Below are 11,510 nucleotides of genomic sequence, written 5' to 3' on the forward strand. Positions count from 1 at the left end.
GACGTTTTGATTCTAGATTTCGGAGAGCGGAGACCTATGTCGATTGACGAGCGGAGCTGTGTAGAGGCCAACGGTGCATCCATTCCGGTGCTGGGATTCGGAACCTGGCAGCTCGAAGGCCAGGAGTGCGTCGAGGCCGTGAAGACGGCGCTGGCTTGCGGGTACCGTCATATCGACACCGCTCAGGTCTACGATAACGAGTCGGATGTTGGCGCAGGTCTCGCCGAATCGGGCGTGGCGCGGGACGAGGCCTTCGTCACCACCAAGGTCTGGATGGACCAGATGGAGGAGGCGCGGCTGCAGGGCTCCGTGGAGCTCAGCCTGAAGCGGCTCGGTCTCGATCATGTCGACCTGCTCCTGATCCACTGGCCGAACCCGGATGTGCCGTTGAAGGAGACCATGGCGGCGCTGTCGGAGGTGAAGCGCTTCGGCATGACGCACCATATCGGGATCAGCAATTTCCCTGTCGCGCTGATGGAAGAGGCGATCGCGCTGGCCTCGGAACCCCTGGTGACCAACCAGGTCGAGTATCACCCGCGCCTCAATCAGAATGTCGTTCTGGATGCCTGCCGCCGGGCTGGGCTCGCGCTCACCGCCTATTCGCCGCTCGGGCGTGGCGAGCTGCTCTCCAATCCGGTGCTGACGGAAATCGCCGACGGCCATGGCAAGGCGCCGGCCCAGGTGATTCTGCGCTGGCTGATCCAGCAGGAGGGCGTGGTGGCGATCCCGCGCTCGGGCAACCCTGCTCATATCGAAAGCAATTTCGACGTTTTCGATTTCGCCCTGAGCGACGACGAGATGGCGCGCATCTTCGCGCTGGCCCAACCCGACGGGCGGATGACCGATCCCGACTGGGCGCCCCAGTGGGACGGGTAGCGCGCGGAGCATGCGTCCCGCCTCCAAGGCTGCTATGAGTGGCCGGTTTCGTCCGCTGCGCATCGGTCTGGTTGAGGGATGTTCTTCTATCTCGCGAAGCTTCTGTGGTTCTTCCTGCAGCCATCCTGTCTGATCGCCTTCCTGCTTCTGCTGGGAACGGTCATGGTCTGGACCTACTGGGCACGGTGGGGCAGGCGGATCGTGGCGCTGGCGGCCTTCCTGCTGCTCGTGGTCGGGCTTTCGCCGCTGGGCAACTGGCTGGTGCTGCCTTTGGAGGACCGCTTCCCACGCACCGATCTTGAGGAGGGGCCTGCACCCACGGGCTTTATCGTGCTGGGCGGGGCGGAGCAGCGCTATATCGGCGAAGGGCGCGACGCGCCCACCCTGAATGAGGCGGGCGACCGGATCGTCGAGGCAGGGATGCTGGCGCATCGGTTCCCGGACTCTCTGGTGGCGATCTCCGGCGGCGATGCAGGCATGCTCTACCCTTCCGGCAGCGAGGCGCTCGGTACGGCGACCATCCTGGCCGAGTTGGGGATCAGCCAGGACCGGCTTGTGCTGGAGGATCAGTCGCGGGACACCTACGAGAACGCAAAGCTCACCAAGGCCGAGCTCGAAAAGCGGGAGCTTCTGGGGCCGGACGATCGCTGGGTGCTGATCACCTCGGCCGCCCATATGCCGCGTGCCATGGGGTGCTTCCGCCAGGCCGGGTTCGACGTTGAGCCCTGGCCGGTGGATTACCGCACCCGCGGGCCGGAGGATGCCTGGCGGCCTTTCGACAAGGTCTCCGAAGGCTTGCGGCGAGTCGACATGGCGACCCGGGAATGGGTTGGGCTGCTGGCCTATTGGATGACCGGGCGGACCGATGCGCTCTTCCCGGCTCCGGAGCAGCCGATCGATTCGACGGAGGTGCCAGAGCCCGAATCAGGGCCTCAGGAGGATGGCGAGCCGCTAACGGACGCCGCCTAAGCCTCCAGAAAAACGGGGAAAACCGTGTGAGGTGCCTTATTGCACGCCGCTTCAGACCGCTAGTCTCGGGCGTCCATGGCACTGCATCTCCTCAAGCTCTGCGTCGGAATCGACAGCCTGCAGCACTTGCGTGACTGGCAGGAGAAGCGGCTCGCTCAGCATCGCGCGGCGGGACGGCCGGCGGAGCTGATCCACCGCACCACCCAGACGCCCCGGCGGCGCGACGAAATCCTCGATGGCGGCTCGCTCTATTGGGTCATCAAGGGGGTGGTGCTGGCGCGGCAGCCGATCGTCGATCTGAGGCCAGGCACCTGGGATGACGGGCGGACCTGCTGCAGCATCGTCATGAGCCCGGAGTTGATCGCGACCCGAGCCCAGCCGCGCCGGGCCTTTCAGGGCTGGCGCTATCTGACGGACGAGGATGCGCCGGCGGATCTCCTGCAAGGAGATGGGCTTTCGGATATTCCCCAGGAGATGGTGCGCGATCTGAGAGAGCTCTGCCTGATCGGCGGGTAGGCGCTACTCCGCTTCCGATTTCCGATTCCGGCGCGACCGGGTTCTCTGCTTCGGCCTCACGGCGATATTGTCGATCAGCCGCGTCTTGCCGAGAAACGCCGCGACGAGCGCTCTCGCAGGCCCCTCCACAACGCCCGTTATGGTCTGCAGCCGTTCCGGATCGACCACTTCCAGATAATCGACCTTGAAGCCGGCCGATTCGAGCCTGAAAGAGCTCGCCGCGGTGGCATCCTCCACGGGACGGCCTTCGGCGAGGTCGGAGGCCATGTCCTGTAGGGTGCGCTGGAGGAGGGGAGCGAGCTCCCGCTGACGCTTCGTCAGGTAGGCGTTGCGGGAGGACAGGGCGAGGCCGTCCTCCTCGCGTTTGATGGGGGCGCCGACGATCTCCGCCGGAATGTCGAGATCGGCCACCATGCGCTTGATGGTGAGGAGCTGCTGATAGTCCTTCTCGCCGAAAACCGCGATATCGGGCGCGCATTGCAGCAGGAACTTGGCGACGATGGTGCAAACGCCGTCGAAATGGCCGGGGCGGGAAGCGCCGCAAAGCCCGTCCGTCAGCCCCTTCACATGGATGCGGGTGGCGAAGCCGGGGGCGAACATCTGCTTGGCATCGGGGATATAGGCAACGTCCACGCCGGCTTCCGTGAGCTTGGCGAGATCGCCTTTTTCGTCCCTGGGATAGGCGTCGAAATCCTCGCCCTCGCCGAACTGGGTCGGATTGACGAAGATAGAGACGATGATCTTCTCAGCGCCCTCGTCCTTCGCCTTCGCGATAAGGGAAAGATGGCCCTCATGGAGCGCGCCCATGGTGGGCACGAGGGCGATCTTGTGTCCCTCGCTCCGCCACTGGGCGACGCGGCGGCTGATGCCGTTCACGGTCCTGATTGTGCTGATTGCCGGTGCCATGAGCCGGTGCTTCCCCGATTGAAACCGCGGACGATAGCGCTTTCGCCTCCGAAGGCAAGATGGCGGGGACGGGTTCCAGGACGTACCGTCAACGCAGAGCGGGAAAAGGCGAAAACGCTAGAGTCGCTTTAACGCCTGTAGAGACTAAGATCGGGGCATGAGCGGCCATGAATGGCGTCGACGAGGCGAAATGAGCAGCGTGCAGGCGGACGAGGACGCAAGGGCCAAGATCCCGCCGCGAGACGGAATCGCGGCGCTGCTTCTGGCCGACGAAGACCGGCTGGTCGAGGAGCTGATCGATCAGGCCCGCTTCAGCGAGCCGGAGCGGCGGCAGATCGAGCGGGTGGCCCGTGATCTGGTCCAGGCGGCGCGGGCCGGGCGGCAGACTTATGGCGGCGTCGATTCCTTCCTGCATGAATACGGGCTTCTCACGGAAGAGGGGGTGCTGCTTCTCTGCCTGGCGGAGGCGCTACTGCGAATCCCGGACAAGGCGACCGCGGACCGGCTCATCGCCGGCACCATCTCGGCCGGGGACTGGGCCAAGCATCTCGGCCATTCGCCGTCTCTCTTCGTGAATGCCTCGACCTGGGGGTTGATGCTCACGGGGCGGGTGCTCAACTGGGGCACCAGCAACGGCAACGAAATCTCCAAGCGTCTCCAGCGGCTCGTCTCGCGGACCGGCGAAGGCGTGATCCGGGAGTCGCTCCGTCACGCCATGCGCATCCTGGGCGGTCAATTCGTGCTCGGCGAGACCATCGAGGAGGCGATTCGGAACGGCAAGGACGCGGCGGGCCGCGGCTATCGCTTCTCCTACGACATGCTTGGCGAGGCGGCACGGAGCGAGGACGATGCCCAGCGCTATTTGCAGCGCTACGCCCATGCCATCGAAGCGATTGCCGCCGATCAGGGCGAGCCGGCCAAACGGGATGGGGAGACGCTGCATCAGCGTTCCGGCCTGTCCATCAAGCTCTCGGCGCTCCATCCGCGTTATGAACCGTCGCAAGCCGCCCGGATGCAGGCGGAGCTGTTGCCGCGCCTGAAGCGGCTGGCGGTCGCCATGCGGGAGGCCTATCTGCCGCTTACCATCGATGCGGAGGAGGCGGACCGGCTGGATCTCAGCCTTTCGCTCCTGCAGCCGCTGTTCGAGGATCCGGATCTCGCGGGATGGGATGGGCTCGGCCTCGCAATCCAAGGCTATTCCAAGCGCGTGCTGCCGCTGATCGCCTGGCTGGCGGCCGTGGCGCGGGCGACCGGACGACGAATTCCGATGAGGTTGGTGAAGGGCGCCTATTGGGATTCGGAGATCAAATGGGCGCAAGTCGCCGGCCTCTCCAGCTATCCAGTCTTCACCCGCAAGGTGAACACGGATGTCTCCTATCTGGCCGCGACCCGGGCGCTGATGGAGCGGCCCGACTGCTTCTTTCCCCAATTCGCCACCCACAACGCCCATACGATCGCTGCGGTGCACCGGCTGGGCGAGGGGGCGGACTACGAGTTTCAGCGGCTCTTCGGGATGGGGGAGCCGGTCCACGAGGCGGTGATCTCGCCCGACAAGCTAGGCCGGCCCTGCCGCATCTATGCGCCGGTGGGCGGCCATAGCGATCTTCTGGCCTATCTGGTGCGGCGGCTGCTGGAGAACGGCGCCAACACCTCCTTCGTGAACCGGCTGGCGGATGACGAGGCGCCCATCGCGGCGATCATCGCCGATCCGGTGGAGAACGCGGAGGCTAACGAGCCGAAGGCCAATCCGCGCATTCCGCTTCCCGGTGAGATCTTCGCGCCGCGGAAGAATGCCGAAGGCCTGCCGCTCTGGGACAACACGACCCGCGAGCCTCTGATCGATGACATGCGCGATGTGCTGCAGGAGGGTGGGTTCGTGGCTGGGCCGATCGTCTCTGGCAAACTGATCGCGCGGGGCGAGCCTTATGCGATCACCTCTCCCCATGACCGGCAGATCGAGATCGGCCAGTGCAGAAATTCCGATAGCGACGCAGTCGAGGCGGCGCTGGATGCGGCGCAAGCGGCAGCACCGGACTGGGACCGGCGTGGTGGCGAGGAGCGTGCCGCCATCCTGGAGAAGGCGGCAGACCTGATGGAAGCGGATCGCCCGGCCATGATGGCGCTTTTGGTGCGCGAGGCCGGCAAGACGCTTGAGAACGCCCAGAGCGATTTGCGGGAGGCGGTGGACCATCTGCGCTACGCCGCTTCACAGGCGCGGGAGAACTTCGGGACGCCGAAGCGGCTGCCCGGACCGACGGGCGAGGAGAACCTGCTATCCCTGCATCGTCGGGGCGTGTTCGCCTGCATCTCTCCGTGGAATTTCCCGCTCGCCATCTTCTCTGCTCAGATCGGTGCGGCGCTCGCAGCCGGAAATGCCGTTGTGGCGAAACCGGCGGAGCAGACACCGTTGATCGCCGCCCGGGCCGTGCGGCTGATCCATGAGGCCGGCGTTCCGGTCGACATTCTTCATCTGCTGCCGGGGCCGGGCGAGGTCGTCGGTCAGGCGCTGGTGAAAGATGCGCGCGTGAACGGCGTCGCCTTCACCGGCGGCACGGACACCGGCATTGCGATCAATAGGGACATTGCGGCCCGGGAAGGGCCCGTCGTGCCGCTGATCGCCGAGATGGGCGGGCTTAACGCCATGATCGTCGATTCGTCGGCGCTGCCTGAGCAGGTGGTGGATGACGTGATCACGTCCGCCTTCGACAGCGCCGGTCAGCGCTGCTCGGCGCTGCGGGCGCTGTTTCTCCAGGAGGAGGTGGCCGACCGTATTCTGGAGATGCTCACCGGCGCAGTGCGGGAGCTCTCAATCGGCGATCCCCTCGACTATTCGACCGATGTGGGGCCGGTGATCGATCCCCAGGCGAAGCTGGCGCTTCAGGCCCATAAAGTGCGCATGCGGGCGGAAGCCACGGAGGTTCTCGATCTGCCGCTTCCCGACGATTTGAAGTCCGGCACCTATGTCAGTCCGGCGATCTATGAGATCGGATCGCTGTCGGAGCTGAAGGCGGAGGTGTTCGGGCCGATCCTCCATGTGGTCCGCTATCCCAGCGACGGGCTCGCGGCGGTCTGCGACCAGATCAATGCCAGCGGCTTCGGTCTGACCCTGGGGCTGCATTCCCGGGTGGAGCAGGCGGCCGAATACGTTGCCGCCCATGCGCGCGTGGGCAATTTCTATGTGAACCGAAACCAGATCGGCGCGGTGGTCGGCGCCCAGCCTTTCGGCGGCGAAGGCTTATCGGGCACGGGGCCGAAGGCGGGCGGGCCCAACTATCTGGAGCGTTTTGCCACCGAGCGGGTCGTGACGGTGAATACGACCGCCTCTGGCGGGAATGCCAAGCTGCTGGCCGCCACGGACGAGGAATGAGGCCGGGAAATTACCAATGAGGCCGCCATTGCCGGAATCGCAATGAGTTTCCATCTATAAGGGCGGTTCTTCCCGATACGTTCGCCAGGACAAGGAGCTTTGATGGCGAAATCGATGCGTCCGACGACGGACGATGCGAAAGATATTGAGGAGCAGCGCTCCAGCGATGAGGATGTTGCGGCTTTTTTGAAGCGCACCCAGTCGGTGGCGCCCCATGCGGGCGACGGCCGGCTGATCTTCGCCATGGATGCGACCATGAGCCGTCAGCCGACTTGGGATATGGCGCTGCAGCTTCAGGGCGATATGTTCGCCGCCGTCGACGAGATTGGCGGGCTCGACGTGCAACTCATCTATTTTCGGGGCTTCGGCGAGTGCCGGGCGAGCAAATGGGTGAACGATGCGAGCGCGCTGGCCCGTGTGATGAGCCAGGTGTCGTGCCGCGGCGGGTACACCCAGATCGGAAAGGTGCTGACACACGCCAAGCGTGAGACGGGAAAGCAGAAGGTCAATGCCGTGGTCTATGTGGGCGATTGCATGGAGGAGAGCATCGACGCGCTTTGTCAGAAGGCCGGCGAGCTTGGGCTACTCGGCGTTCCCGTGTTCCTGTTTCAGGAAGGGCGCGAGCCCCGGGCGCAAGTCGCCTTCAAGGAGATCGCCCGGCTGACCAAGGGCGCCTATTGCCCGTTCGATGCGGGCGCCGCTCACCAGCTTCGGGCACTTCTGAAAGCGGTGGCGGTTTATGCCAGCGGTGGCCGCAAGGCGCTGCAATCCTTCAGCGCCCGCGAAGGCGGCGCGGCCACGCAGCTTCTTGAGCAGATGGGCTGACCGATCGACATGTACGCGTTTCTTCTCGGGCTTGCCGTCTTCCTGCTCATCATGTTCGGCCTTCGCTATTTGGCGACCGCCGATACCAGCAAGCTTGCCCGCACGATCCGCAAATACAGCTGGATCGCGCTGTTCATCCTGGCCGGGCTCTTCATCATTCCGGGTCTTCTGATTCTCGCCATTCCGCTCGCCATCGTCGGCTACATGATGCTGCGGCGGCAGGGGATCCGCTTCCGTACCTTCGGCGGCGGGCCGTTCGGGCCTGGCGGCATGGGCGGTCTCGGCGGCGGCTACGGTCAGCGCCAGCGTCGTGCGGGCGGACAGAAATCCTTCGTGCGCACGGCCAATCTGGAGATGGAGCTCGATCACGGAACGGGCCGTGTGGACGGGCGGGTGGTCGCCGGCAAGTTTGCCGGACGCGCTCTCTCTGATCTTCAGATGAACGAGCTGCAAGAGCTTGTTGCCGAGCTGCAGCAGGGCGATCCCCAGGAAGCGGCGCTGATCGAGGCTTATCTGAACCAGCGCTCGCCAGGCTGGCAGGATGGCGCCGGCGCGGGCTCAGGCTATGCAGGCTTCGGCAACGGGGCCGGCGGGGCAGGGCAGCGTCGCAGAAGTGGTTCCGGCGGCATGAGCATCGATGAGGCCTATGAGGTGCTCGGCGTCGCCCGCTCGGCGACCGTGGCGGAGATCCGCAGCGCCCATCGCACCCTGATGAAGAAGGTGCACCCGGATCAGGGCGGCTCCACCTATCTGGCGGCGCGGATCAACGAGGCCAAGGAAGTGCTCCTCAGCGTCCGCTGATCCGCGACAGCCGATATGGCGTCAGCCGTTTCGCTTCCAGATATTGTCCACCGCCCAGGCGCCAGGCCCGGCGAAGACGAGGAACAGGAAGACGAAACAGAACAGGATGGCGCCGTCGCCGCCGTTCTGGATCGGATAGAACGCATCCGGCTTGAAGTGGAACATCCAGTAGGCAACTGCCATCTGGCCGGAGAGCAGGAAGGCGATCGGACGGGTGAACAGGCCGATGACCAGCGCCAACCCGCCAAACACTTCAAGAATGCCGCCGATTAGCATAAGCGGGGGCAGTTCGCCGCCGCCGCGGCCTTCGACTTCCGGAAATCCGAACAGCTTCACCGTGCCGTGCTCCATGAAGAGGAGCGCGGCGACGATGCGAAGCGCGGCAAGCGCGAAAGGCGCGTATCGATCGAGTGAGCTCAGCATAATCGTCCCTCGCTGTTGTCTCGTTATCCCCCCAAGACAAAGAGCAGCCTATGGCTTGGGGTGAGTCGCGGCAACAAAGCGCTTGGCAGCGAAGTGACGATTCTACGGGTCGAAATTTTCCTTATTGGGCCCGCATGGCGATGCAGTCTACCGACATCCGCTTCAGGCTGGAGCAGGTCTGCTGGGCGTCCGATTGCGAGAAATTCGCAAACCGGGCCCGGTACCATTGCTGGCTGCCGTGCTGGAAGCTGGTGGTGACCGGCTGATGGCCGGACAGGAGAGTGCCGGCCTTGTTCTGGATCATGCCGAGGCGGCGCTCGGCGTCTTGCGGCGTCGTGTAGGAGCCGACCTGAACGTGGTAGGGGCCGCCCGCATCGGACTGGCCGACTAGCTGCGGCTGCGGTGCCGGCTGCGCCTGGACCTGAGGTTGCGCCTGAGCGAGCGGATTGCGGACAGCGACACGCTGGGGCTCGGGCTGCTGTTGTGGCTGATAAGCGGCCGGACGCGCGGCGGGTGCTGCGCTGCCGCCGGCGGAAGCCACAGCAAAGACCGGCGGACGGCGCAGGGGCAGGCTCGGCGAAGCCACGAACGGATTGGTGGTGCTGCCGACGCTGGCCTTGGCCCAGTGCTTGTCGAAGAGATAGCGGACGGTCGCGTCGCGGCCGCGGCTGGTCGAGCCGCCCAGCACCACGGTGAGCAGATGCTTGCCGTCGCGGCGGCAGGAGGCGGTCAGGTTGAAGCCGCTGGCGCGGATGAACCCGGTCTTGATGCCGTCGGTGCCGGAATAGTTGCTCAGCAGGTGATTATGGTTCCGGTAGCTGCGGCCCTTATAGGAGAAGCTCGTCAGCGAGAAGTAGTGATAATACTCCGGGAAGTCGCGCATGATGCGCTCGCCCAGAATGGCCATGTCCCGGGCCGTCGTGACCTGGGCATTGTTCGGCAGGCCGGAGGCGTTCTTGAAGACGGTGTTCTTCATGCCGATGGCGCGCGCCTGCTGGGTCATGATGCGGGCGAAGTTGGACTCGGTGCCGGCGAGGTTCTCAGCCACGGCAGCGGCCATGTCATTGGCGGACTTGGTCACCAGCGACTTGATCGCGTCTTCGGTGCGAATGGTGGAGCCCGGCTTCAGGCCAAGCTTCGTGGGCGGCTGAGCGGCCGCGTGCGGCGTGATGGTGAGCTCGGAATCGAGCGTGATCCGGCCATCCCGCAGATACCCAAACAGCACGTACAGAGTCATGATCTTGGTGAGCGAGGCCGGGTAGCGCTTGGTATCGGCGGACCGGGCGAAGAGAACCTCGCCGCTGTTCAGGTCCACCACGATGGCCGAGCGGTAATCGGAGGCCGCTTGCGCCGGCGTGAGCGGCGGCAGCAGCATGGCCAGAGCCAGAAGGCTTACGAGAGCCAACATGGCGGTGCGATTGACGGTGCGATACAGCCGCTTCGCTCCGTCCGCTGAAATTCTGGAAATATCGCGCATGACGCTCAAAAATCCCCGTCGACTAACCTTCCCTTTGCCGCCCGCAGCCGCTCCGCCTATTCTTGGCGATACACCGGCGCTCCCAACTGCGGTCCTTTCCGCGTTCGGCGACACTGAAACACCGTAAAATCGGGGAATTGCCAAAGGGTTAAGACGAATTTTCTCTTTCTTCGTCATATTTTTGTGCAGTGCAACAAAATGGGTTGACGTTTTTTGTGCAATGCATATATTCTTCGCATACGCAATATTTCTCAACGTTACCGAGAGAGGGCATGATGTTGAAAGGTTTTGAAGAGTTTCAGAAAGCTGGCAAAGATGGTTTCGAAGCCAGTGTCCGCGCCATGGGCGAGTGGAGCAAAGGTTTTCAGGCCATCGCGTCTGAGATGACCGACTATTCGAAGAAGAGCTTCGAGGAAGGCACCCGCGCTTTCGAGCAGCTGGTAAGTGCCAAGTCTGCCGAGCAGGCGTTCGAAATTCAGTCCCAGTTCGCCAAGAAGGCGTATGACGACTACATGGCCGAGATGTCCAAGCTTGGCGAGATGTATGTCGGCATGGCTCAGGACGCTTATAAGCCGATGGAAGACAGCTTCTCCAAGAAGTCCTTCTAAGCTTACGTCCACTTAAGCTCTCGCGTTCGAGAGGCGCTCTCTGTTAATGGGGGCGCGACCAAAAGGCCCGGGTTTCGACCCGGGCTTTTTTGCGTTCAGGGATAGGTCGCGGCGAATTCGGTCATTCTCGATGCGCAAAAGGCTCCTATGTTAGACTGATCGGCGGTCGAGGATCGTCCGTAGTTAGACTGTGTCGTCGCTGTCGCGCGGGGTTGCGCGGCTTTGTGGGAATGGCACAGGATAGCAGTCGAGACGGGCCGGGCTTCGGCTGGCTTTGGGCCATCGGAGAAGGCGCCGGCCATGGGACGCAATATCCCAATTGGAATTTGGACTTAGCCACTTGGAATTTGGCTCGAGCCACTTGGAACATGAAGAACGAGACGCCACATAGAGGCTGACAATGGCGCGGAACGGCGAAAACGGCCGGGGCGACGACGACACCGGCACGAATATCATCACCAAGACTCGTCCGAAGACGAAGCGGCCCAGCTTGTACAAGGTGCTGCTTCTGAACGACGACTACACCCCTATGGATTTCGTCGTTTACGTCCTGGAGCACTTTTTCAACAAGGGCCAGGAAGAGGCGACCCAGATCATGCTGCATGTCCACCAAAAGGGCGTCGGCATCTGTGGGGTCTACACTTACGAGGTGGCCGAGACTAAAGTGGCTCAGGTGACGAGTTTCGCGCGTCAGAACGAGCATCCGCTCCAATGCACAATGGAAAAAGAGTGAGGATCTGAC

11 protein-coding genes are annotated in these 11,510 nt (G+C 63.7%); 8 read left to right on the plus strand and 3 right to left on the minus strand.

Going from position 1 to position 11,510, the window contains the following annotated elements:
- The first annotated feature begins 36 nt into the window (after positions 1-36).
- From ACFQ2F_RS08420 to ACFQ2F_RS08430, 3 genes are all read left to right on the plus strand, one after another.
- Complete coding sequence (locus ACFQ2F_RS08420) at positions 37-876, plus strand: aldo/keto reductase (protein WP_379088515.1); 840 nt, start codon at positions 37-39, stop codon at positions 874-876.
- A gap of 78 nt (positions 877-954) precedes the next feature.
- On the plus strand, positions 955-1,845 hold the full coding sequence (locus tag ACFQ2F_RS08425) for a YdcF family protein (protein WP_379088518.1): 891 nt from the start codon (positions 955-957) through the stop codon (positions 1,843-1,845).
- Positions 1,846-1,920: 75 nt separating this feature from the next.
- Positions 1,921-2,361 carry a DUF1489 family protein gene (locus tag ACFQ2F_RS08430; RefSeq protein WP_379088521.1) on the plus strand — a complete coding sequence of 147 codons (441 nt, stop codon included), beginning with the start codon at positions 1,921-1,923 and terminating at the stop codon, positions 2,359-2,361.
- A 3-nt stretch (positions 2,362-2,364) separates the two neighbouring features.
- Here ACFQ2F_RS08430 and panC read toward each other — a convergent pair whose 3' ends face one another.
- The gene (panC, locus tag ACFQ2F_RS08435) at positions 2,365-3,267 is read right to left on the minus strand and encodes a pantoate--beta-alanine ligase (RefSeq protein WP_379088524.1); all 903 of its coding nucleotides are present in this window, start codon (positions 3,265-3,267) and stop codon (positions 2,365-2,367) included.
- A 190-nt stretch (positions 3,268-3,457) separates the two neighbouring features.
- On the opposite strand from panC, the gene putA reads away from it, so the two are divergent.
- The 3 genes from putA to ACFQ2F_RS08450 all read left to right on the plus strand — a co-directional run bounded on the left by putA (position 3,458) and on the right by ACFQ2F_RS08450 (position 8,260).
- Complete coding sequence (putA, locus tag ACFQ2F_RS08440) at positions 3,458-6,634, plus strand: bifunctional proline dehydrogenase/L-glutamate gamma-semialdehyde dehydrogenase PutA (RefSeq protein ID WP_379088527.1); 3,177 nt, start codon at positions 3,458-3,460, stop codon at positions 6,632-6,634.
- Between the two features lie 102 nt (positions 6,635-6,736).
- A complete protein-coding gene (locus ACFQ2F_RS08445; RefSeq protein WP_379088530.1) occupies positions 6,737-7,459 on the plus strand; it encodes a VWA domain-containing protein in 723 nt (240 codons plus the stop codon).
- A gap of 9 nt (positions 7,460-7,468) precedes the next feature.
- Positions 7,469-8,260, plus strand: a complete 792-nt coding sequence (locus tag ACFQ2F_RS08450; RefSeq protein WP_379088533.1) for a DnaJ domain-containing protein — start codon at positions 7,469-7,471, stop codon at positions 8,258-8,260.
- Between the two features lie 21 nt (positions 8,261-8,281).
- Here the strand turns inward: ACFQ2F_RS08450 and ACFQ2F_RS08455 are convergent, their stop codons facing one another.
- Complete coding sequence (locus ACFQ2F_RS08455) at positions 8,282-8,683, minus strand: DoxX family protein (protein WP_379088536.1); 402 nt, start codon at positions 8,681-8,683, stop codon at positions 8,282-8,284.
- Between the two features lie 121 nt (positions 8,684-8,804).
- Positions 8,805-10,160, minus strand: coding sequence for a serine hydrolase (locus ACFQ2F_RS08460; protein ID WP_379088539.1), 1,356 nt, complete (start codon positions 10,158-10,160; stop codon positions 8,805-8,807).
- Positions 10,161-10,435: 275 nt separating this feature from the next.
- Here ACFQ2F_RS08460 and ACFQ2F_RS08465 point away from each other — a divergent pair, with 275 nt between their 5' ends.
- Both ACFQ2F_RS08465 and clpS read left to right on the plus strand, forming a co-directional pair.
- Complete coding sequence (locus tag ACFQ2F_RS08465) at positions 10,436-10,768, plus strand: phasin family protein (RefSeq protein ID WP_379088542.1); 333 nt, start codon at positions 10,436-10,438, stop codon at positions 10,766-10,768.
- Between the two features lie 400 nt (positions 10,769-11,168).
- Positions 11,169-11,501 (plus strand): ATP-dependent Clp protease adapter ClpS, encoded by a 333-nt coding sequence (clpS, locus tag ACFQ2F_RS08470; RefSeq protein ID WP_069093680.1) that lies wholly within the window; start codon positions 11,169-11,171, stop codon positions 11,499-11,501.
- Positions 11,502-11,510: the final 9 nt, after the last annotated feature.

This window comes from Methyloligella solikamskensis (genome assembly GCF_042676065.1).
Lineage (GTDB): Bacteria > Pseudomonadota > Alphaproteobacteria > Rhizobiales > Methyloligellaceae > Methyloligella > Methyloligella solikamskensis.

What these genes read in the sequence shown, in the direction of transcription:
- ACFQ2F_RS08420 (WP_379088515.1), top strand. Translation starts at nt 37, where the DNA reads ATGTCGATTGACGAGCGGAGCTGTGTAGAGGCCAACGGTGCATCCATT.
- ACFQ2F_RS08425 (WP_379088518.1), top strand. Translation starts at nt 955, where the DNA reads ATGTTCTTCTATCTCGCGAAGCTTCTGTGGTTCTTCCTGCAGCCATCC.
- ACFQ2F_RS08430 (WP_379088521.1), top strand. Translation starts at nt 1,921, where the DNA reads ATGGCACTGCATCTCCTCAAGCTCTGCGTCGGAATCGACAGCCTGCAG.
- panC (WP_379088524.1), bottom strand. Translation starts at nt 3,267, where the DNA reads ATGGCACCGGCAATCAGCACAATCAGGACCGTGAACGGCATCAGCCGC.
- putA (WP_379088527.1), top strand. Translation starts at nt 3,458, where the DNA reads ATGAGCAGCGTGCAGGCGGACGAGGACGCAAGGGCCAAGATCCCGCCG.
- ACFQ2F_RS08445 (WP_379088530.1), top strand. Translation starts at nt 6,737, where the DNA reads ATGGCGAAATCGATGCGTCCGACGACGGACGATGCGAAAGATATTGAG.
- ACFQ2F_RS08450 (WP_379088533.1), top strand. Translation starts at nt 7,469, where the DNA reads ATGTACGCGTTTCTTCTCGGGCTTGCCGTCTTCCTGCTCATCATGTTC.
- ACFQ2F_RS08455 (WP_379088536.1), bottom strand. Translation starts at nt 8,683, where the DNA reads ATGCTGAGCTCACTCGATCGATACGCGCCTTTCGCGCTTGCCGCGCTT.
- ACFQ2F_RS08460 (WP_379088539.1), bottom strand. Translation starts at nt 10,160, where the DNA reads ATGCGCGATATTTCCAGAATTTCAGCGGACGGAGCGAAGCGGCTGTAT.
- ACFQ2F_RS08465 (WP_379088542.1), top strand. Translation starts at nt 10,436, where the DNA reads ATGTTGAAAGGTTTTGAAGAGTTTCAGAAAGCTGGCAAAGATGGTTTC.
- clpS (WP_069093680.1), top strand. Translation starts at nt 11,169, where the DNA reads ATGGCGCGGAACGGCGAAAACGGCCGGGGCGACGACGACACCGGCACG.